Source organism: Spirillospora sp. NPDC048819 (genome assembly GCF_040650055.1).
Taxonomy (GTDB): Bacteria; Actinomycetota; Actinomycetes; order Streptosporangiales; family Streptosporangiaceae; genus Spirillospora.
Genome location: NZ_JBEZGN010000020.1, coordinates 143981 through 164575 on the forward strand (window position 1 = coordinate 143981; position 20595 = coordinate 164575).

At 70.3% G+C, this 20595-nt stretch carries 21 protein-coding genes and 1 pseudogene; 9 read left to right on the forward strand and 13 right to left on the reverse strand.

Annotated elements, in window-relative coordinates; translation table 11 throughout:
* Positions 1–75 precede the first annotated feature (75 nt).
* Positions 76–2616 (forward strand): FtsX-like permease family protein, encoded by a 2541-nt coding sequence (locus tag AB0C35_RS25510; RefSeq protein WP_358460390.1) that lies wholly within the window; start codon positions 76–78, stop codon positions 2614–2616.
* Positions 2617–2641: 25 nt separating this feature from the next.
* Here AB0C35_RS25510 and AB0C35_RS25515 read toward each other — a convergent pair whose 3' ends face one another.
* Entirely contained in the window at positions 2642–3571 is a 930-nt protein-coding gene (locus AB0C35_RS25515) for a LysR family transcriptional regulator (RefSeq protein ID WP_358460393.1), read from the reverse strand.
* 73 nt (positions 3572–3644) lie between these two features.
* Here AB0C35_RS25515 and AB0C35_RS25520 point away from each other — a divergent pair, with 73 nt between their 5' ends.
* Complete coding sequence (locus AB0C35_RS25520) at positions 3645–3824, forward strand: hypothetical protein (protein WP_358460396.1); 180 nt, start codon at positions 3645–3647, stop codon at positions 3822–3824.
* On the opposite strand, the gene AB0C35_RS25525 is transcribed toward AB0C35_RS25520, so the two are convergent.
* The 4 genes from AB0C35_RS25525 to edd are packed head-to-tail and all read right to left on the reverse strand — an operon-like array spanning position 3815 to position 7726.
* Entirely contained in the window at positions 3815–4204 is a 390-nt protein-coding gene (locus AB0C35_RS25525) for a PPOX class F420-dependent oxidoreductase (RefSeq protein ID WP_358460399.1), read from the reverse strand. The two genes, AB0C35_RS25520 and AB0C35_RS25525, sit on opposite strands and share 10 nt — an antisense overlap.
* A 35-nt stretch (positions 4205–4239) precedes the next feature.
* Positions 4240–4866 carry a bifunctional 4-hydroxy-2-oxoglutarate aldolase/2-dehydro-3-deoxy-phosphogluconate aldolase gene (gene eda, locus AB0C35_RS25530; RefSeq protein ID WP_358460402.1) on the reverse strand — a complete coding sequence of 209 codons (627 nt, stop codon included), beginning with the start codon at positions 4864–4866 and terminating at the stop codon, positions 4240–4242.
* Positions 4863–5864 carry a glucokinase gene (glk, locus tag AB0C35_RS25535; RefSeq protein ID WP_358460405.1) on the reverse strand — a complete coding sequence of 334 codons (1002 nt, stop codon included), beginning with the start codon at positions 5862–5864 and terminating at the stop codon, positions 4863–4865. Before glk ends, eda begins: the two co-directional genes overlap by 4 nt.
* Positions 5865–5914: 50 nt before the next feature.
* Positions 5915–7726 carry a phosphogluconate dehydratase gene (gene edd / locus AB0C35_RS25540; protein ID WP_358460408.1) on the reverse strand — a complete coding sequence of 604 codons (1812 nt, stop codon included), beginning with the start codon at positions 7724–7726 and terminating at the stop codon, positions 5915–5917.
* A 147-nt stretch (positions 7727–7873) separates the two neighbouring features.
* Here edd and AB0C35_RS25545 point away from each other — a divergent pair, with 147 nt between their 5' ends.
* A complete protein-coding gene (locus AB0C35_RS25545) occupies positions 7874–8992 on the forward strand; it encodes an ROK family transcriptional regulator (RefSeq protein WP_358460410.1) in 1119 nt (372 codons plus the stop codon).
* Between the two features lie 9 nt (positions 8993–9001).
* Here AB0C35_RS25545 and AB0C35_RS25550 read toward each other — a convergent pair whose 3' ends face one another.
* Together AB0C35_RS25550 and AB0C35_RS25555 are read right to left on the reverse strand one after the other, a co-directional pair.
* A complete protein-coding gene (locus tag AB0C35_RS25550; protein ID WP_358460413.1) occupies positions 9002–10420 on the reverse strand; it encodes a hypothetical protein in 1419 nt (472 codons plus the stop codon).
* A 248-nt stretch (positions 10421–10668) separates the two neighbouring features.
* Positions 10669–12525 carry a PDR/VanB family oxidoreductase gene (locus AB0C35_RS25555; protein ID WP_358460416.1) on the reverse strand — a complete coding sequence of 619 codons (1857 nt, stop codon included), beginning with the start codon at positions 12523–12525 and terminating at the stop codon, positions 10669–10671.
* A gap of 72 nt (positions 12526–12597) precedes the next feature.
* On the opposite strand from AB0C35_RS25555, the gene AB0C35_RS25560 reads away from it, so the two are divergent.
* The gene (locus tag AB0C35_RS25560) at positions 12598–13221 is read left to right on the forward strand and encodes a TetR family transcriptional regulator (RefSeq protein ID WP_358460419.1); all 624 of its coding nucleotides are present in this window, start codon (positions 12598–12600) and stop codon (positions 13219–13221) included.
* Positions 13145–13528 (forward strand): TetR family transcriptional regulator C-terminal domain-containing protein, encoded by a 384-nt coding sequence (locus tag AB0C35_RS25565; protein WP_358460456.1) that lies wholly within the window; start codon positions 13145–13147, stop codon positions 13526–13528. The genes AB0C35_RS25560 and AB0C35_RS25565 overlap by 77 nt, the downstream gene beginning before the upstream one ends.
* 101 nt (positions 13529–13629) lie before the next feature.
* Here the strand turns inward: AB0C35_RS25565 and AB0C35_RS25570 are convergent, their stop codons facing one another.
* Genes AB0C35_RS25570 through AB0C35_RS25580 form a run of 3 tightly spaced genes read right to left on the reverse strand, consistent with a single transcriptional unit; the run spans position 13630 to position 14863 of the window.
* A complete protein-coding gene (locus tag AB0C35_RS25570; RefSeq protein ID WP_358460421.1) occupies positions 13630–13854 on the reverse strand; it encodes a DUF397 domain-containing protein in 225 nt (74 codons plus the stop codon).
* Positions 13851–14054 carry a DUF397 domain-containing protein gene (locus AB0C35_RS25575; protein WP_358460423.1) on the reverse strand — a complete coding sequence of 68 codons (204 nt, stop codon included), beginning with the start codon at positions 14052–14054 and terminating at the stop codon, positions 13851–13853. Before AB0C35_RS25575 ends, AB0C35_RS25570 begins: the two co-directional genes overlap by 4 nt.
* Positions 14051–14863, reverse strand: a complete 813-nt coding sequence (locus AB0C35_RS25580; RefSeq protein ID WP_358460425.1) for a helix-turn-helix transcriptional regulator — start codon at positions 14861–14863, stop codon at positions 14051–14053. Before AB0C35_RS25580 ends, AB0C35_RS25575 begins: the two co-directional genes overlap by 4 nt.
* Before the next feature lie 98 nt (positions 14864–14961).
* Between AB0C35_RS25580 and AB0C35_RS25585 the strand changes: the two genes are divergently transcribed.
* Together AB0C35_RS25585 and AB0C35_RS25590 are read left to right on the forward strand one after the other, a co-directional pair.
* Positions 14962–15273, forward strand: a complete 312-nt coding sequence (locus tag AB0C35_RS25585) for an ATP-binding protein (RefSeq protein WP_358460428.1) — start codon at positions 14962–14964, stop codon at positions 15271–15273.
* Positions 15274–15663: 390 nt separating this feature from the next.
* Positions 15664–15933 (forward strand): annotated as a pseudogene (locus AB0C35_RS25590) (HAD family hydrolase); the annotation flags it as partial.
* A gap of 141 nt (positions 15934–16074) precedes the next feature.
* Here the strand turns inward: AB0C35_RS25590 and AB0C35_RS25595 are convergent.
* Positions 16075–16938 carry a hypothetical protein gene (locus AB0C35_RS25595; RefSeq protein ID WP_358460431.1) on the reverse strand — a complete coding sequence of 288 codons (864 nt, stop codon included), beginning with the start codon at positions 16936–16938 and terminating at the stop codon, positions 16075–16077.
* Positions 16939–18427: 1489 nt separating this feature from the next.
* Positions 18428–18853: an SRPBCC family protein gene (locus AB0C35_RS25600; protein WP_358460434.1), complete on the reverse strand. Its 426-nt coding sequence runs from the start codon at positions 18851–18853 to the stop codon at positions 18428–18430.
* A 75-nt stretch (positions 18854–18928) separates the two neighbouring features.
* Between AB0C35_RS25600 and AB0C35_RS25605 the strand changes: the two genes are divergently transcribed.
* Entirely contained in the window at positions 18929–19474 is a 546-nt protein-coding gene (locus tag AB0C35_RS25605; protein WP_358460437.1) for a helix-turn-helix domain-containing protein, read from the forward strand.
* Between the two features lie 37 nt (positions 19475–19511).
* Here the strand turns inward: AB0C35_RS25605 and AB0C35_RS25610 are convergent, their stop codons facing one another.
* Positions 19512–20156: a signal protein gene (locus AB0C35_RS25610; RefSeq protein ID WP_358460440.1), complete on the reverse strand. Its 645-nt coding sequence runs from the start codon at positions 20154–20156 to the stop codon at positions 19512–19514.
* A 157-nt stretch (positions 20157–20313) separates the two neighbouring features.
* Here AB0C35_RS25610 and AB0C35_RS25615 point away from each other — a divergent pair, with 157 nt between their 5' ends.
* Positions 20314–20502, forward strand: coding sequence for a hypothetical protein (locus AB0C35_RS25615; RefSeq protein ID WP_358460443.1), 189 nt, complete (start codon positions 20314–20316; stop codon positions 20500–20502).
* Positions 20503–20595 lie beyond the last annotated feature (93 nt).

Here is a 20595-nt window from a genome sequence, read left to right on the forward strand (position 1 = left end):
GGGGCCCGTCCGTAGGGGCCGGACGCGACGATCCGCGCTGCCGCCGGGCCGCCCCGCCCGGCTGGAATCGGCGGCATGCTCAAACTCGTGCTCCGGGGCCTGGTCGCGCACCGCGCCCGCCTGCTGCTGTCGATGGTCGCGGTCGTGGCCGGTGTCGCGTTCGTCGCCGGGACGCTGATGTTCTGCGCCACGCTGGACCGCTCGTTCGACCGCGCCTTCGACGATCTGGGGCGCGGCACGGACGTCGTCGTCCGGACCGAGCGGGCGTTCGAGGCGGGGCTCGGCGAGCGGGCGCCGGAACGTCCCGTCCCGGCGCCGGTGCTGGAGACCGTGCGGCGCGTGGACGGTGTCGCCAAGGCGCATGGCGTCGTCACCGGGTTCGCCGCCGTCGTGGACCGGCGCGGCCGGATCGCCGGGGCGGAGCCGCAGACGGGCGTGGCGTGGGACGGCGACCCGGACCTGTCGCTCCCCCGGCTCACGTCGGGGACGCCGCCCGCCGCGCCGGACGAGATCGCCGTCGACGTCACGACCGCCCGCGACGCGGGTTACCGGATCGGCGACCGGGTCACCGTGGCGCTGTCATCGGGCACGCGCATGTTCCGGCTCGTCGGCCTGTTCGAGGTCGGCGACTCCGCGTTGAGCGATCAGCTCTCGATGACGGCGTTCGCGCCCGGCACCGCGCGGCGGCTGCTGTCCGATGATCCGGGGACCTACGCGCGGATCGTCGTGCACGCCGACGACGGCGTCTCGCAGGAGCGGCTGCGGGACGCGGTCGCCGCGGCGCTCCCGGCCGGCGTCGAGGCGATCACCGGCCGCGCGGCCGTCGACGAGCAGGCCGGGCAGCTGAAGACGGTCCTCACCGTGATGCGGACGTTCCTGCTGCTCTTCGCCGTGATCGCGGTGTTCGTCGGCTCGTTCATCATCTTCAACACGTTCGCGATGCTGGTGAGCGGGCGGGTCCGGGAGCTGGCGCTGCTGCGCGCGGTCGGGGCGTCGCGCGGGCAGGTGACGCGGTCGGTGCTCGGCGAGGCGGCCGGGGTCGGGGTGGCGGGCTCCACGCTGGGCCTGGTGGCGGGCGCGGGCGTCGCGGCGGGGCTGGCCCGGCTGATGACGGTCGTCACGGGCGGGGAGGAGCTGCCGTTCGGGACGCTGGTCGTGCCCGCCTCGGCGGTGATCGCGTCCTACGCGGTGGGGACGCTGGTCACGCTGGCCGCCGCGTTCGTCCCGGCGCGGCGCGCGTCGCGGATCCCGCCCGTCGCCGCTCTGCGCGAGGCGGCGGCGCCGCCGCGTCCGCTGCGCGGCCGGGCGAGGTGCGGCGTCGCGGCGCTCGCGGTGGGCGCGGGGCTGGTCGCGGCCGGGTTCGCGTCCGAGGGGAGGACGGCGCTGACCCTGGCCGGTGCGGGGGCGATGGCGCTGTTCGCCGGGGTGATCGTGGTGTCGCCGGTGCTCAGCCGGCCCGCGATCCGGTTCCTGGCCTGGCCGTTCACGCGGTTCGGCGGGAGCGCGGGCCGGATGGGCGGGCGCAACGCGCTGCGCGACCCGAGGCAGACGGCGGCGACGGCGTCGGCGCTGACGATCGGCCTCGCGCTGATCGCGACCGTGTCGGTGCTCGTCCAGTCGATGGCGGCGTCGGTGGACCGGCAGCTCGGCGCGGGCCTTACCGCCGACTACCGGGTCACCGGGCGCAGCCAGATCACGCCGGTCGGCGCGGAGGCGGCCGATGCGGTGGCGCGGGTGGAGGGCGTGCGGTCGGTGATCCCGATCCGCACGGCGCGGTTCGAGCTGGACGGTTCCGTGCGGACGGCCGCGGCGGGCGAGCCCGGTGAGCTGCTCGGCCATTTCCGGCTGCCGCTCCAGGAAGGGTCCGCCGCCGTGCGCGGGGACGCGCTGCTCGTCGGCCGCAGCGTCGCGAAGCCACAGGGCTGGAAGGTCGGGACGACGATCCCCGGCCAGTACCAGGATGGGACGAAGCGTACGTTCCGGATAGCCGGGATCTACGCCGACCGGCCGTCGGTCACCCCGTCCGCCCCCACCATGATCATCGACTGGGCCGGCTACCGGACCCACGTCCCGGACGCCCCGATCGACCGCATCGAGATCAACGCCGGGTCCGCGGGCCGGGGCGCGCTGGAGGCGGCGCTCGCCCCGTGGCCGAACCTGGAGCTGAAAGACCGCGCCCAGATCAAGGACGAGGCCGCCGGAGACATCGGGCTGTTTCTCAACCTCGTGCTCGGCCTGCTGGTGCTGTCGGTCCTCGTCGCGGCGCTGGGCATCGTCAACACGCTCGCGCTCGCCGTCACCGAGCGGACGCGGGAGATCGGCCTGCTCCGCGCCATCGGCATGCAGCGCCGCCGGCTCCGCCGGATGATCCGCTACGAGGCCGTCGCCGTCTCGCTGTTCGGCGCGGTGCTCGGTGTCGGGACGGGCGTCGTCCTCGGGATCGTCCTGCAGCGCGTGATGGCGGACGGCGACGGCGGCATGGAGGTCCTCGCGATCCCCTACGGGCGGCTGGCGGTGTGCGTGGCGGCGGCGGCCGTGATCGGCGTCGTCGCCGCCGTGTGGCCCGCCCGCCGCGCCGCCCGCATGAACGTCCTCGAAGCGATCGCGACGGAGTAGGCGGGTCCCACCGGCGGTGCCGGGTTCAGGCGGCGGGCATGCGGGCGCAGCGGTCGGGGACGGCGTCGTGGAGTGCGCGCAGGCCGCGGGCGATCAGCGGGTTGCCGCGGCTGCCGCGCCGCACGCAGGTCAGCACGCGCCGCCTCGGGACGCCGTCACCGGTCAGCGGGACCCGGACCACCTCCTGGTCGGCGGGCCCGCCCGCCAGCCGCGGCACGAGGGACACCCCGAGGCCGTTGCCGACCAGCGCCCAGATCACCGACCAGGTGGTGGCGTTGTGCGCGATCCGGGGCGTGAACCCGGCGGCGGCGCAGTAGGCCATGACCTGCTGGTGGTGGGCGCAGCCCTCGGGCTGGACGCTGATCCACGCCTCGCCCGCCGCGTCCTCCAGCCGGACGCCGCCGCGCCGGGCGAACGGGTGCCCGGCCGGGACGATGAGGTCGAGGGCCTCCTCCAGCAGCGGTTCCCGGTCGAAGCGCGGGTCGCCGGGCGGCGGCGCCTCCGGGGTCGGCTCGATGACCGCGATGTCGGTCTCGCCGGCGGCGAGCAGGCCCACGGCCACGTCGGTGTCGCATTCGCGGATCTCGATCGCGAGGTCCGGGTCGGCGCGCTGGAGGGCCCCGGCGGCCGGGGCGACGAGCCCGCCGACGGCCGTGGTGAACCCGCACATGCGCAGCGGCCCGGCGGCCCCGGCCCGGTGCGACTCGAGGTCGGCGAGGGTCTCCTCCCACTTGGCGAGCAAGCCGTCGGCGTGCTCGATCAGCAGGTACGCCGCCGGGGTCAGCTTCACCTTGCGGCCCTGCGGCTCCAGCAGCGGCACCTTCAGCTCCCGCGCCAGTTCGCGCAGCTGGTGGGACACCGCCGACGGCGTGAGGTGCAGCGCCTCCGCCGCGGACGTGACCGTCCCGTACTGGTGGACGAGCCGGAGCATGTGCAGCCGCCGCAGATCCATCATGTAACCATTTTGCACGATCCCATGCGGAAACATGAAATGGACGGCAACGTTCGGCCGGACGCAGACTGGTGTCATGAATCAGCAGAACACAACACTTTCCCGGCACCTCACCAGTGACGGCGTCGTCGTCTGGACCCGCTGCGCCTGCGGGCGGCTCCGGATGGACCTCGTCCCGTACGCGGGCGGCACGCCCCTCACCGCGGGCCCGTGCCCGCACTGCGCCTCCGGTCCCGCTCGCGGCGCTCAGTCCTGATCGAGGGTGATCTCGTAGTGGAGCGTCCGGAAGCGCTTCAGCCGGTGGAACAGCGGCACCGCGAACCCCTGGAGGAACGGGTGCTTGCGGGCCAGCAGCCTGCGGATCGGCTTCGACTCCTCCTCGGTGAGCAGCCGGGCGCGGCCGCGCGACGCCGCTCCGGTGACCTCCCCGCGGAACGTGCTCGGCGCGATCTCCACCTCCGGGTTGCGCGCCAGCCGCTTCGTCTTCACCGCCTGGTCGTAGGTGCGGAAGTAGGCGTGGCCGCCCTGGACGACCACGTTGACGGGCGTCCCGACCGGCCTCCCGTCCTTGCGGTAGGACGTCAGCAGGATCGTCCGCTGGGTTCGCAGGCTCTCAAGCGTCGATGTAACGGTCATGTCCGGGAGACGGGACACCGCCGCCGGATGTGACATCAGGCGTCGCGCAGCGCCGCCGCCTCGGAGGCGAGCTTGCGGACGCGGTCCCAGTCGCCGGCGCGGACGACGTTCGCCGGGGTCAGCCAGGACCCGCCGACGCAGCCGACGTTGCCGAGCGCGAGGTAGTCGGCGGCGTTCCTCGGGCTGACCCCGCCGGTCGGGCAGAACCGGATCCCCGGCAGCGGCCCGCCGAGCGCCTTCAGGAAGGCGGCGCCGCCCGCCGCCTCGGCGGGGAAGAATTTCATCGCGGTGATCCCGTCCTCCAGCAGCGCCATGGCCTCGGACGCGGTCGCGACGCCCGGCAGGAACGGCAGCCCGGTCGCGACCATCGCGGCCTGGAGGCGGGGCGTGCATCCGGGGCTGACCAGGAAGCGCGCCCCGGCGGCCGCGGACCGCTCGGCGTCCTCGGGGCGGACGACGGTTCCCGCGCCGACCACCGCGTCCGGGACCTCGGCGGCGATCCGCTCGATCGCCTCCAGCGCGGCGGGCGTGCGGAGCGTCACCTCGATCGCGGGAAGCCCGCCCTCGACGAGCGCACGGGCCATCGGGACGGCCGCGCCGGCGTCGTCCAGCACCACGACGGGGATCACGGGCGCGAGGTCGAACAGGTCTTCGGCGATCATGCGAGCTCCAGGGAGTCCGGGTCGGGCAGGCTCTGCGCGATGTGCAGGGTGGCGCCGACCAGGGCCGGGCCGGGGTGAACGATGAGCGCGGTGGGAATGCCGCGCAGGTAGTCCTCGACGGGGGGCTTCCCCTCGAAGCGGGCACGGAACGCGCTGTCGCGCAGGACGTCCACGATCCGCGGCAGGATGCCTCCGCCGAGGTAGACGCCGCCCCGGGTGCCGAGCGTCAGCGCGACGTTCCCGGCGAGCGACCCGAGCAGCGCGCAGAACATGTGCAGGGCCTCGCGGCAGACCGGGTCGTCGCGGCGCTCGGAGATCTGCTGGGCGGTGAGCGGCTCGGCCGGTGCACCGTCGATCGCCGCGAGGTAGCGGTGGATGCGGGCCAGCCCGCCCCCGGACAGCAGGAGCTCGGCGGTCGCGGAACCGCGCTCGGCGCGCAGCAGCCGCGCGACCTCGATCTCGCGGTCCGTCGCGGCCGGGACGTCGACCTGGCCGCCCTCGCCGGGCAGCGGCACCCACCCGGACGGCGTGGGGACGAGACCCGCCACGCCCAGCCCCGTCCCGGGGCCGACCACCGCGAGGGTCCCGCCGGCGGGCGGGCGGTCCTTCCCGATGGGGATCAGGTCGTCCTCGCGCAGGCGCGGAAGCGCGAGGGCGAGGGCCTCGAAGTCGTTGATGACGTCCAGGCGGGGCAGGCCGAGATGGGCGCGGACCTCCTCGGGTGTGCCCTTCGGCCAGCCCGCGTTGGTCAGGTGGAACGTCCCGCCCGTGACGGGCCCCGCCACCGCCAGGCACGCCGCGGACGGCCGGACGTCTTGGGCATGGCGCTCCAGGTAGGCGGCCGCCGCCTCGGCGAGCCCGGCATGGTCGCGCGTGGGCAGCGAGTGGACGCGGTACGGGTCGCCGTCCGGGCCGTCCACCAGCGCGAACCGGGCGTTCGTGCCGCCGACGTCCGCGACCAGCCACGGCGCGGCCGCCGGCGCCGCCCCGCCGCTCACGCCGGCCTCCTGTGAGGGGGCGACCCCCCACGCCCCCCGGTTCGCGCCGCTCACGCGAAGACTCCGGCGCCTCGCTCGGCCGGGCCCACCGCGTGCCGGAACGCCTGGAACAGCTCCCGGCCGGCGCCCCACGCCTGCTCGGCGTTCCCGGCCGCGGGCTCGCGGGCGGCGAACTCCTCGTCCGGGACGAGGACCTCCAGCACCCCCGCGTCCGCGTCGAGCCGGACGACGTCGCCGTCGCGGACGCGGGCGAGCGGCCCACCCGCCGCGGCCTCCGGCGACACGTGGATCGCGGCGGGCACCGCCCCCGAGGCGCCCGACATGCGACCGTCCGTGACCAGCGCGACGCGGTGCCCCCGGTCCTGCAGGACCGACAGCGGCGGGGTGAGCCGGTGCAGCTCCGGCATCCCGTTGGCGCGCGGCCCCTGATTGCGGACGACCGCCACCACGTCCCGGTCGAGTTCCCCGGCGGCGAACGCCTCCTGGAGCCGCTCCTGCGAGTCGAACACCCGCGCCGGGGCCTCGATCGTGCGGTGCTCGGGCCTGACCGCGGACACCTTGACGACGGCCCGCCCCAGATTGCCGCGCACGGTGTGCAGGCCGCCGTGCGTGTCGAACGGCTCGGCCACGGGACGCAGGACGCTCGTGTCGCCCGACTCCGCGACCGCGTCCCGCCACTCGGCCCCGCCGCCGGCGAACTCCGGGACGCGCCGGTAGTCGGCGAGGGTGTCGCCCCCGACCGTCCGGGCGTCCTCGTGCAGCAGCCCGGAGTCGATCAGCTCGCCGATGAGGAACGCGGTGCCGCCGGCCGCGTGGAAGTGGTTCACGTCGGCGGACCCGTTCGGGTAGAGGCGGGTGAGCAGCGGCGTGACCTTGGACAGCTCGTCGAAGTCGTCCCAGGTCAGCTCGATGCCCGCCGCCGCGGCCATCGCGACCAGGTGCAGCGTGTGGTTCGTGGACCCGCCCGTCGCCAGCAGCGCGACGATGCCGTTCACGAACGCGCGCTCGTCCAGCAGCTCACCGACGGGCGTGTAGTGGTCGCCCAGGTCGGTGAGCTGCAGGACGCGCCGTCCAGCCGCCTCGGTCAGGGCGTCCCTCAGCTTCGTGCCCGGCGGGACGAAGCTGGCCCCCGGCAGGTGCAGGCCCATGACCTCCATGAGGAGCTGGTTGGAGTTCGCCGTCCCGTAGAAGGTGCACGTGCCGGGCGAGTGGTAGGACGCGGCCTCCGCAGCGAGCAGCTCCTCGCGCCCTGCCTCCCCCGCCGCGAACCGCTTGCGCACCTTCGCCTTCTCCCCGTTCGGCAGCCCCGACGCCATCGGCCCCGCCGGCACCAGGACGACCGGCAGATGCCCGAACGACAGCGCCCCGATCACCAGCCCCGGGACGATCTTGTCGCAGACGCCGAGCAGCAGCGCACCGTCGAACATGTCGTGCGACAGCGCCACCGCCGTCGCCATCGCCACCACGTCCCGGCTGAACAGCGACAGCTCCATGCCGGCGCGTCCCTGCGTGATGCCGTCGCACATCGCGGGCACTCCCCCGGCGAACTGCGCCGTCCCGCCCGCCGACCGGATCGCGGCCTTGAGCAGATCGGGATAGTCCTGGAGCGGCTGGTGCGCCGACAGCATGTCGTTGTACGCGGACACGATCGCGATGTTGGGGGTGACGTCGCCCCTGAGCCACAGCTTGTCCTGGACGCCGCAGGCCGCGAAGCCGTGGGCCAGGTTCGCGCACCCCATGCCGCCGCGCACCGGGCCCTCCGTCCGGGCGTCCCGGATCCGCCGCAAGTACGCGCCGCGCCGGCCGGCGCTCCGCTCGGCGACGCGCCGGGTCACTTCCGCCAGGACGGGATGCACAGCCATAGGACGCTCCAGAGCAGGGGTTCTCCGGATCATCAAGCTACCGAGACATACGTAACCAGCACAACCCGACTTATGAACTTTCCCTTACCAAAGTCGGTATCTTCCACTAACTGGACGTACCGAACAGGGCCGTGCTTGACTGGCCGGATGCCGCGCCCCGTCACCCGCCCGTCCACGAGCGGCGACATGCTGCGCCTGATCCGCGAGGACGGCGTCGCCACCCGCACCGAACTGGGCCGCATCACCGGGCTGTCCCGTCCCGCGGTGGCGTCCCGCGTCGCCGGCCTCATCGCCCGCGGCCTCGTCGCCGAACGCGCCGACGGCCCGTCCACCGGCGGACGCCCCCCGGCCCGCCTGGAGTTCAACGCCGCCGGCGGGACCGTTCTCGTCGCGAACCTCGGGCAGTCCCGCGGCCAGCTCGCCGTCTGCGACCTCGCCGGGACGATCGTCGCCCGCGCCGACGGCCCGCCGGCCGAGGCGTCCCCCGGCAAGACGCTCCCCCGCCTCCTCGACCACTGGACGTCGCTCCTCGCGTCCTCCGGCATCGACGCCGCCACCGTCCGCGGCGTCGGCCTCGGCGTCCCCGACGCCGTCGAGCACGTCGCCGGACGCTGGGACGCCGTCGAGATCGGCCCCCCGATCTCCGACCGCTTCGGCGTCCCCGCCTACCTCGACAACGAGGTCAACGCCGCCGCCCTCGGCGAGCACCAGGCGCACCCCGGCGTCGACGACCTCCTGTTCGTCAAGGTCTCCACCGGCATCGGCGCCGGCCTCATCGCCGGCGGCCGCATCCAGCGCGGGGCCCTCGGCGCCGCCGGCGAGATCGGCCACGTCCCCGTCCCGTCCGCCGTGGACGCCCCGTGCCGCTGCGGCAACGTCAACTGCGTCGAGGCCATCGCCGGCGGCACCGCCCTCCTGGCCCGCTCGGACGCGGAGACCCTTTCCGGCCTCGCGACCCTGGCCCGCTCAGGCGACCCCGCCACCGTCGCCCTCCTGCGCGATGCCGGACGCCGCATCGGCGAGGTCGTCGCCACCGCCGTCAACCTCCTCAACCCCGCCGTCGTCGTCCTCGGCGGCGACCTGGTCGGCGCGGACGAACCCCTGATCGCGGGCCTGCGCGAGGTCGTCTACCAGCGCTCCACGGCCCTCGCCACCCGCACCCTGCGCATCGAACCCAGCCGCCTGGGCGAGACCGCCGGCCTCACCGGCTGCGCCGCGATGGTCCTCGACCGCATCCTCGCCCCCGAAACCATCGACGCGACCTGACCGCGAGGGTCACTCCTCCTCATTCTTGAAAACCTTCCGCTCCTTCGACCTGCCGGGGAAGACGACGAGCAGATGCCGCTCCGCGGGCATCTCCGGCGAGAACGTTTCAGGCTCGTCCCGCCCCCGCACGTACACCCGGAGCCGATACCGCCCCGGGCCCGCAACGGTGACGACCGGCATCTCCATCGGCCCCCACACCGACCCGACCGTCGACCGTCCGTCCGGACTCTCGAAGCCGACTTCGGCGACCCGGTCCCAGCCCTCAAGCGCGAGCGGCGGCGCCTTCCGATAGGCCCGGACGGTCAGGCAGAAGTCCCCCTGTGTACCCGTGATCACCGTGGCCGAGCCGCCCGCCGCTTCGACCAGTCCGTCCCCGTGGAAGGCCCCGCCTCCGGCCCCGACGAAATAGCTGCTGCTCTCGCCGCCCGAGGCGACCTCACTGGCCTCCGTGACCGGTTCGGGCCCCTTCGGCTCAGTCCGCTTGCAATACGCTCTGGCTCTCGCCTGCTCACGCTCATACTCCGCCGTGAGCGCCGCCCGCCTACGTTCCTGCTCCCGCAACCGAATCGCAGCCGTTTCCGGACACAGGTACGCCATTTCCTTAAAGGACGGCCAGTGAACTCCACGCCGTCCCAGTTCCGCAGGCGGCAACGGATTCTCCCCACGGCAGGCACGCCGTCCCTGATGGAGGAGGACCGCGTCGGACAACGGGTGCTCCGGAGCCGGATACCTCCTGAACAGGCGCTTTTCCGGATAGCCGCGCACCGAACATATGTAGGCGAGCCTCCTCTCACGCTCTGAGAGCCGCTTCATCGTCGGCACCAACGTCCCGGAGTCCTGTGGAAGTACGGGCCGCCCCTTGTCGCAGTCGTCCGGGCTCGCCATCACCACCCGTGGCGGTTCCTGGTCGCCGGCGACGCCGAGCACCATCCCCATCGCAAGGGCCCCGGAGACCACGCGGACCGCACGCACACCCGGCCGGTAAACCGACGCCAAGATCAAGCCCACGAGGACCAAGTGCCACGTCCACCACGCGATTTGCCAGCCGGGGAAAAGCTGCAGCCACAGATCCACGCACGTCCGCCCCCACCGCGCCACGTCGTACCCGAACAACACCGGCTGGACGAGGGCCACCGGCCCCAGAATCGCGACGAGCGTCCACCCCACCGCACGCCGCCTGGTCACCAGCCATACGAGAAACGCCGGAACAACGAGCAGGTACGGCCGGGCGTTCAGCTGCACATACCCCGGAATCGTCTGATGAAGCAAGCCGCCACATTTATCAAGGGGAAACGCAATGTCCACGGCGTATCCCTTGGCCTTCACCCCGAGCAGCGAGGCGACCAGGCCGGCAGTGGCCGGTACCGCACTCACCGCAACCGCGGCCCCCCATAAACACGTCTGCGTCCGCCCACTCCACTGCGACATGATCAGAAACCATAGTGAATCAGCCGAATCCCGACCCCCGGCGGCGCGCCGTCACGTCCATGACCGGCGACCGGGTCAGCGGCTGTCGCGCCTCGCCTGACGGCGGGCACCCTTCGCGCGGGTGGCGGCGTGCCACCGGTTCAACGCGGCATCGGCGCCCGTCGGCCTTCCGCGCGCCGTGGTCTGTGCCGCGTCCCCCGTACTCCGCGACCCGCTCACCGGCGGTGCGGCGTGACGGGCGAGGACACTTAGGCGTCCAGGACGATCCGGCCGTGGGCGCGGGAGACGCAGGGATAGATGATGTCGCGGCGGTCGCGCTGGCTGCCGGTGAGGATGTCGTCGCGATGATCGGGTTCGCCGTCCAGGATGCGCATTCGGCAGGAGCCGCAGAGTCCGTTCTCGCAGGAGGAGTCAAGGGTCGGGGTGACGTCGCGGAGGGTGTCGAGCAGGGTGCGGTCGGCGGGCACGTGGAGTTGCCGGCGGCTGCGCTGGAGGACCACGTCGAAGGGCGTGTTCTCCTTGTCGTCCGGCCGGCCGGACGCGGCGAACCGCTCGGTGTGGAGGCTGCCGGTCGGGCAGGCGATGGGCATGAGCGCCTCGACGGCGTCCATCAGTCCGGCCGGTCCGCAGCAGTAGACACCGGCGCCGGGCGGGGCTTGGCGCAGGACTGCGTCGAGGTCCGGCCGTGGCTGGGCGTCCCGGGGGACGAGATGGACGTGGCCGGGGTATGTGGAGACGAGGTCGTGGGCGTAGGCCATCGCGGGAAGCGTGCGTCCGATGTAGACCAGCCGCCACCAGGCACCGCGACGGGCGACGGTGTCGAGCATCGGCAGCAGCGGGGTGATGCCGATGCCGCCTGCGATGAAGAGGTAGCCGGGCTCCTGGTGGAGGGAGAAGTTGGCACGCGGCCCTCGGATGGTCACCTGGTTTCCCGGTCGTAGCCGGTGCGCTTCGAGTGAACCGCCGTTGCCGTCCGTCTGCCGCAGGACGGCGATCTGGTACGAGGAGCGGTCGGCGGGGTCACCGGACAGGGAGTACTGGCGGACGGCCCCGGACGGCAGCACGAGGTCGATGTGCTCACCTGGTTCCCACGCCGGCAGCGGCCGGTCGTCTCGGGCGGCCATCCGCAGCGACACCACGTCCTGTGCGAGCTGCGAGACGCCGGTTACGGTCACCGGCGTCCGGGGGACCCCGGGCCGGTCACCGGTGCTGAGCCGTCGGCCGCTCCGGGTCATCCCCCAAGGCTTGAACACCGAGATCACGGCGACGGCAAAGGTCGCGATCGGGATCACCGGGTAGACCAGGGCGACCGTGACCAGCGACGCGTGCAGTTCGCTCACCGGCGCCCCCTCGATGGCCCGCTCGTGCGCGGCGTGGAGCGCCGGCCGGTTCGCGAACGGGGCGGAGAGGATCGCGGTGACCATGACGAGGAACTTGGCGGCCACCCACCGGTGCCGGAACAGCCCCCATCGGGTGCCACAGGCCAGGGTGATCCCGCTGAGCACGGCGATCATGGCCGGCGCGCCGAGAAGGGCCTCCTCAACGAGGAGCATGGCCGTGATCAGTGAGCGCATCGTCCCGGGGTCGGTGCTGGTGGCAGCGGTGATCGCCAGGACGTTCATGGTCGTGATGACGCCCAGCCAGGTGAGCGCGACGATGACGTGCACGGTCAGCACGGCCTTGCGCAGGCGGGGCGAGAAGACCCTCACCTCGTCCTTTCGGGTCCGTACCCACCTGCCGGCCGACGGCAGGAACACCAGCCCGCAGGCGCCGAGACAGCTCACCGCGCCGAGCAGCGTGAGCATGCCCGGAAGACTGCCGGTCCCGTGAGCTGACAGTTCGCCCGGCAGCACGTTCCCCAGGCACAGCACCGCGGTGACGGTGAGCATCACGCGGCCCCACTGCCGGCCGCTCCGCGCCATGACGGCGTAGAAGATCAGGCTCATGGCGGCCATGGACCAGCCGATGGTCTCAGGGCCGGCGCCGCCACGAGTCAGGCCGATCGCGGCGGTGACGGCGATGCAGGCGATACCCATGATCGTCAGTCCGGTGGACCACCGCAGCGGGGCCGGTGGCCTGGTGTGACGTGCGCGGAGTGCGGTCATGGCGCCGACTATATGACAAACAGGTGATTGAGTCACTTAGAAATTTTATTGTGTCACCTGTATCGTGAACATGTGAGGAGCCATCGAGAGCCCGCCCCCGGGCAGCGGCAGCGCGACGCCGAACGCACCAAGCGCCTCATCCTGCGAGCCGCGCTCACCGAGTTCTCTCGCGCAGGGTTCAAGGGAGCCAGGGTCGCCGCCATCGCCGCCCGCGCCGGTGTGAACACCCAGCTGATCTCCTACTACTTCGGAGGGAAGCAGGGACTCCACGACGCCATCCACACCACCTGGTTGCAGGCCGAGACACAGATCACCGCGCCGGACCAGCCCTTTGGCGAGGTGGTCGCCGATTACGTCCCCCTCGACGACGAGCGAAGGGACTTCGTCCGGCTCCTGGCCATGGAGAACCTGCAGGGCGGCGACGCGAAAGAACGTGAAGGGATGCGTCACGCGCTGGCCGATCTCGAACGCCGACAACGCGACGGCGAGATCGCCGCCGACCTGGATCCCGCCTGCCTCCTGCTCGCACTGGTCGCGGCGGCCGGCGCCCCCGCCGTCTACTCCTCCGTCATGCGCGCGGTCGCCGGAGACGAGGTCTCAGAAGACCAATTCGCCCGGCATTACGCAGCGCAACTCACCCGCATCGTGGAGCGCCTCGGCCCTCGGCCCGGCGACGAAACCGGCACGGCGACGTAGCGCCACCGTCGTTCTCACCGGCACGGTCGCGGGCGGCGACCCCGGCGAACGCGCCGCCCGCGTCCTGGACGAGCTCCTCCCGATGGACGCCGAACGAGCCGCCGAAAACCAGGTCTGGCTCGCCTTCCCCGCCCGCGCGCTCGTCGATCCCGATCTGCGCGCCCTGTGCGAAAAGGCCCACGACGCCCTGCGCTCAGGCCGCCGCGCCCGCAGTTGCCGCTCACCTCGACGAACTGCACACCCGAGGCACCCGCTAACCCGATCCCTCAAGGGCACCATCGGTATCCGGCTCACCCGACAATCATGAACGGCTGGGACACCGCAGCCGTCAGGTGCCGGGGACCCAGGGGTCAGGCCCGATACGGCGGAGACGCCCCCGCAGGGACCACTACCAAGGTGAACCTGAAATCAGCGGTCGAACTCCCCACGCCGGACACGAGCGAGCAGCCGTCCGAACTCCCCAGGCACAACCCCGAGCCGAGGCCCACCCGGATCCTTGGAGTCCCGCACCCCGATCACGCCATCGAGTTGGGCAACCTCAACGCAAGCGTCGTCGTGCATGCCGCCGCTACGCGAACTCTTGCGCCACCTGATCACAGGAAGCTCCAGGTCAACGGCTTGATCAGCTGTCATGAAGCATTCTGGCAAAGGTCCAATTCCCCACGCCTGATGCGCACCAACAGCCCGCCGAATTCCCGCGAACTCAACCCGAGCCGGGGCCCCTGCGGGTCCTTGGAATCCCGAACGCCAATACTTCCGCCGAGGCTCGCCAGTTCAACACAGGCTTCATCATTGACACCGCCGCTGTACGAACTCTTCCGCCACTTCGTCAAGACAGTTCCTTCAGCTTCTGTTCGATCAGAGACCTCGAAGCGGACCGAGACAGTGCCTCGGCACCGATCTCGTCGAACCGTATCGTGAGAGTGCGGACCTCGTCACCGGCCTCGATCAGCCGCCCACCGATCTGTGCTCCCGCGTAAGCGATGTCTCGGTTACGAACCGTGAGGACTTGGAACGGCCCATCAAAGCCCGGATGAGCGCCTGCAGATGAAGGAACGATACGGATAGTGATGTGGGGTGACTCCCCAAGGTCAAGCAGCCTGCGGAGTTGGTCGGCCATGACCTCCCTGCCACCGACGAGATGATCCAACACCGTCTCGTCGACCAAGATCCACAACCTCGGCCGTTTTGACCGGCCCAGGATCTCCTGTCGCTTGAGCCGAACCTCCAATGCGCCTTCGATGTCTTCGGCGCCTGCGCCAGCTGAAAGCAACGCCCGAGCATATTCATAAGTCTGCACCGGAACCGGAAGTGACTGACCGTGATAAATCTTGATCACATCAGCCGCCGATTCATACTGAATGTACTGTTTGAACCAGTCAGGGTCGTGTCCAGTACGGGCGTAGTACAACAACCGCTGAAAGTGGCCGCCGGTATTCCACGCCTCGTCAAGTCGCTTCATGTGATCGTCTTGCGGCCTGAGTCGCCCGGCCTCCCAGTTGGATACGGTGCCACGAGCCGCCTTTGCGATCAGGCTCACCTGGGCGAGCGATAGCCCCCTTTGAGTGCGATAAAACCACAGGTCAAAGGCCAACCAGGCCCAGAGCGAAGAGTTCGGATCGATCGTCTCCCGAACACTCACCGAACCTCCAGGTGTATCCAGCGGATCCCGATGCACAACACATTAGCTCTCGAACGCCGATCCTGTGTGCCAGATCACAGAAGAAGGGGACGGCGGAAATGAACGACCAAGTGCCAGTGGTCCAAATGCCTGAATCGGACGAAATCCGGATGACCCTGCTCGGAGTGGACTCTTCGGTCGCACTCGCCCGCGAACTCGTCCGTTATGCCCTTCTCAATTGGGGCTACGGCCGGGACCTGATCGATGACTCGACGGTCGTCATGAGCGAAATCGTGACGAATGCGATCGAAGCGGCACGCGGACATCTGCTCAGAATCCGGGTCGCGTTGGACAACGGCGCCCCGGTGCTGGAGTGCTGGGATCCGTCCCCCGAACTCCCGGCGCATCCGCAGCCGGCCTCGACGCCCTGAGCGGACGCGGGCTTGCGATCATCACCGCATACGCCAAGGACACGGGTATCCGCGCGTCCGCCACCGGCCAGGGCAAGATCGTCTGGGCGCTCATGCCCGTCCCCGAGAACGCCCCGGCCCAGTGACTCCGGCCGTCCTCGTCGGCCTGACCGGCGTCCTGGTGGACGACACCGCCCTACACCAGCGCGCGGCCCACCAAGCCGCGAACGAAGCCGCTCTGTCCCTGACGGCCGAAGACAACCGAACCTTCTTCACCGGACGGACGGCACACGAAGGTTTCCGAGCGTTCCTCACCCACCGCGCGCCGAACCGGTTGGGGGAGATCGACGACGTCCTGGCCGCCAACGCCCGGTCATACCGCGCTCTCGCTGAGACCGACCTCCACCCCTCCCCCGGAGCGTCGAACTGGTCATGGCCCTATGCGGGACGGGACACCGACTCGCCTTGGTCACTGACTCGACCATCCCAGAGGTCTCCGCGGCCCTCCGCGTCCTGCGCCTGGACGATGCGTTCGACGCGATCGTGGCCGCCGAGTCCGTTCCCAAGGGCAAGCCGTCATCGGCGCGCTATCTTGCCGCAGCCCGGATGCTCAACCGTCCACCGCAGCACTGCCTGGTCATCGAGCGCGCCCCCACGTCCACAGCTCGTGGAAGTCGGTAGACCGTCGCACAGCGGAGCCGAATGAGGCATGACGGAGAGCATTCACGCGCCGACCTTCATTGGTCGCGCCGAGCTCGGAGAACGATGCATCAGCACGCTCATGCCTTCTGTTCGCGCATCGCACCCCAACACCGGGGGCTATCACGAGGGGGTGGCGGATACGGGTCCCGTTCGAGATGGCGGGCTGAGTACGCAGCGGGGGCGAGTACGTCGCTGATAGGACACGGCCGCGATGGCCAGAGCCCATCCGTAACCGGCGAACGCGGTGGCGGCGGCGCAGCTGAGAATGACCTCGGAACGCGAGCCGTTCATGTTCAGGACGCCGGCGAACTGGAGAAGGAGAAAGATCCAGATGCCCGTACCGTAGGCCGCGAGGGTCGGCGCGATCAGCCAGACCGGGGCCAGAGGCAGGAAGCGCGGCACCCGCTTGCCGGACAGCCACAGCGTCCAGCGAGGGAAGGTCGTCCCCCATTTGTGCACCAGTCCCTGGAGGAGGAACTCGGCGGGCAGGGCGGTGCCGAGGATGAAGGCCGGAATGAACAGATCACCGGGGGCCGCGAGGTCCCCACCGCGAAATGGTGGCGCGTCGGCGAAGCGCAGCAGATGGCAGCCGTAGTAGGGAACAACCGCCAGGCCTCCGAGATGAGCGATGCGGCGGATGCGGCCGGGTGCCGGCGGCTCGGGACGGACGACGGCCGACACCGAGCCCGGCGGGTGGGCCGGGCGGCCGCACCGCGGGCAGCTGTTCCGCGTGCGATGCCGCCACGACAGTGCCGTCGCGAAGAACAAGGCCGCCACGGCGGCGAAGCCGAGCCGCTGGCCGAAGCCGTCCCAGTCCGAGCGCCCGTCCCGATCGCGAACGGTGCCGTCGACGGCCAACTCGATCAGGTTGAGCAGCACGAACGCGCTGCCCGCCAACGCGAGCACCACCATGATCCACAGGCCCGCCGACACCACGGACGACGGCAGTCGCCGTCCCCACTCGCGCACCGTCGCCAGGGCCACGCTCGCCCCCATGAACAGCGTGGCCCCGGCCGCCCAGCCCAAGTACGGGATGTCGTAGAGCGTTCTGCCGCTCGAGGCGATCGTGAGGAGGACACCTCCGTACACCAAGGCCCATCCGCAGGCGACGTAGCCGGCCCACGACGGCCACCGCCGCCACCAACGGGACGAAGCCACCATGGCGCCGGAGGCGGGCAAGACGTTCACACATGACCTCCGGGTCGAAGAAGGATGCCCTCGCCCGGTCAGCCTCCTTCGCCGCCTGCCCCCGTGCCTCCCCCGCAAGTACCCGACACCTCACCTGCGCGAGGGAAGACGATCCACGCGAGCGTCCACCGCTGGTCCTTGATCCAGCTGTGGACGGTCGGTCCGGCACCCAGCGCGCCTCTTGTAGGCACGTCGCCTGCCATCGGTCAGTTTGGACTTCGCGCCGCCGACTCCCCTGAACACCACTGCCGCCGTCCCGTCCACCCGCCAGGCCCGCCGCCACCGGTTTGCCCGACATCCGCCTCACCCGGAACGTAGACCTGCACGCAGGGCACCCATCAAGAAGCGGTCCGGAAACACGGTGCCCCTCAATCTCAGACTGAGGATGGAAAACGCTCAGTCCGTCCGTCGGAAGGGCCCGAACTTCGAAGGCGTTCGAGCATCTCCCACGTCCTCATGCCACTGACAGTGCGACGCAATAACGAAATCCGGGCCAGCATTGACCAAAAAAACCTTTTGCCAACTCTCGTAAGCGTTCACCATCTCATGCCCAGCATCACCCATCTCGAGTTTGTCGATGACGAGGGTTTCATATTCGCACCCAACAAGAATACGCCGGACATTGCTAAATAGAACGTCGATGCGCGTTTCTGTGTCCGGAACATTCACACTCCGAACAAGGAGTTGAGAATAGCTGACCGAGTAATGCCATAGCCGGAATTCCCGGCTCCACGCCACCAGTCGCTCCATACTCACCCGCCGAGGAATCCAAGAAGTGGCATATCGACGACCTCACCACCTTGACAGAAGATGACACTGTCCCACGAACGGCACGTTCGTCGAAGCCGGGCGCCGTGCTTGCCGTCGGTGTCGATGGTGATCTAGCTGCTTGGTGCCCGAGTTGTCGTAGGGGGTAAGGATCGTCTGGGGCGTGGTCTTGCCGGTCTCGGGATCGGTGGCCAGCACCTTGTTGCCGACTTCTGGCTGGTCGATCAGTTTGTGGGTGCTGTCGGCCCGCAGGAAGCCGGTGGGAGGACCGAGGGATGCGCACGTCGCCGAGGCTCACTCGCTGGCCGACGTCTGCTCAAATTCCAGGTCGCGTAGGACAACGGCGCCCGGATGACGAAGTGCTGGGTTCCGTAGCCCGAACTCCCGCGCATCCGCCGCCGGGACTGGACGTCCCGAGCGGACGCTGCCTCGCGATCGTCATCGCGGCGGCGTACGTCAAGGACACCCGGCATCCGACCGTCGCAGGCCCCGAGGCCCTTCCTGTGGATCATTGGAATCACCGCGGACTCTCGGCCCTGGGGGTGGCCTCGCGTTCGAGGTTGTTCAGGACCTTTTCGATCACGGTGTCGTGTTGCCGGCGGATGATCAGCGGCCACATCAGCCGGAACATCCCGCCGGTGCGTCCCTTCAGCTCATGTCGTACGAGCGTGCCCCCGTGCTGGGGGTGAAGGGTGAATCCGTGTCCGCCGCTGAGCTGCTTGCCCGTGTCGAACCACAGTCGGCGCCCAGGTTCCACCGCCCCGACGCAGTAGCGGAGCGTGGAGTGCTCGACCGGCGCGCCCGGCCCGAGGCCCTCCGGCAGCCGGAAGGAACCCGCTCCCTCCGGCCAGAGCCGATCCTCCTCGCCGCCGATCGTGGCGAGCAGTTCCCAGACCCGCTCGGGTTGGGCGTCGATGAATCGCTCGTGCATGTTGTAGACCATGTCAGCCTCCATACGGCAGCGTATGGAAGCACCATACGCCTGCGTATGGGAGACTGGAAATGTGAGGTTGGCAACGTGAGCCGCCTGTCGGCCGGCGATTGGGCCCAGGCGGCATTGGAAGCCCTCGCGGAGGGCGGGCCGGCCGCCGTCGCGGTGGAGCCGATAGCGGTACGGCTGGGCACCACCAAGGGCAGTTTCTACTGGCACTTCCGCAACAGGCGCGCGCTGGTCGAGGCCGCGCTCGCGCTGTGGGAGCAGGACACCGAGAAGGCGATCGCGACGCTGAACGAGATCGGTGATCCCGTGCTGCGGATGTACACCCTGCTGGAGAACACCATGGCCGATTCCATCGACGCGGCGATCTCCTTCCGGCTGATCAGCGCCGCCGACGATCCCGGGATCGCTGAGACCGCCCGGCGGGTGAGCGAGCGGCGCCTGGGCTTCATGCAGGCCGCGCTGGAGGAGATGGGCATGCCCCCCGACGTCGCCCGGCGACGCGTCGTCGGGGGTTACGGAAGCTATCTCGGGATGGCCGCGCTGCGCCGGATCGGCGCCAATGACGAGCCCCTCATCGACTTCATCGACCAGGTCATGGCCGATATGACACTCCCGCCGTCCTAGATGTGCTCGGCCACAGGGTTGTACGTCTAGCCGTCGGTCACTTCGTGACGGTCAATTCGTAGTCCACTGAGACGCGGAGGTCTCCGCTGGTTCCTCGGATGCTGGCCTCGTGGGCACCGGGCGCCAGCGGCGGGACGGTGGCCCACAGCCCGCAGCCGTATCCCTGCGTCTGACCTTCAGCCTGAGTGACCGGGTTGCCAGCGACCCCGGTGACCGTGACCGGTGTGGCCGACCACCGTTGAAGTTCCGTCTTCTTTCCGTCCAGCATGAAACTGCCGGACGCGGCATTCATGAACGCCGCACAGTCTTCTTGGGTCGCGACCAAATTGACGATGGGCGCCACCAGCGTGCGGTCCGCTGGAACGGCGCACCGGCGCTTCACCGAACCACCGAAGGTTCCGGCGAGGAACCAAAGATCGGACGGCTGGCCTTCGGCGCAGTAACCCCCTGTCGTGTCCTCGACGGGATTACGCCCTGAGGGTGCACCGGCGGCCCAACTCCACCAGGCCGACTGCACTTCCCCGGGACTGAACTCTGGGCGCGCACTCGCGCTCGGTGAAGGCGCCGCACTCTCCGTCGCACCTTCGGCACGCGGAGACGAGGAATCGTCTGTTTTCCCTTGAGCGCATCCACTGGCCAGCGCGAACACCGCCAGCGAAGCCACAAGCCGACCACGAATCATCGGCACAGATTAGCGCAACCCGATCAAGCCGACGAGATGATTACTCGCTGCGCCGATCGACGCCACGATCCGGCAACGAAAGTCCGAGAACCCATTGTGTGTTTCCGCAGGGCATTCGATAGTTGGGTGACCCGGTCGGCAGCTCATAGGAATCCCCATGGAGATCACTAGTTTCGGCGTGCTCACTTCCCGAATTATGGCCGTGGGCGTCGCGTTCGTCACCGCCGGTTGTGGTCTGTTCGAGGGCGAGCAGATCTGCACTATGGAAGCCATCCCGGCCGGGGTCGTCGTGGAGGTCGCGGCTCCGTTGGCGCAACGCGCCGATGTGGCCTCGGTCGAGCAGTGAGCCTTTTCCATCCTGATCGTGCTGGTCACGGGCTGGTTGCGGTAGGCGGATCCGGCCGGTGATGCGGCGAGGCCCCTGGTAGATGCGGAGTCG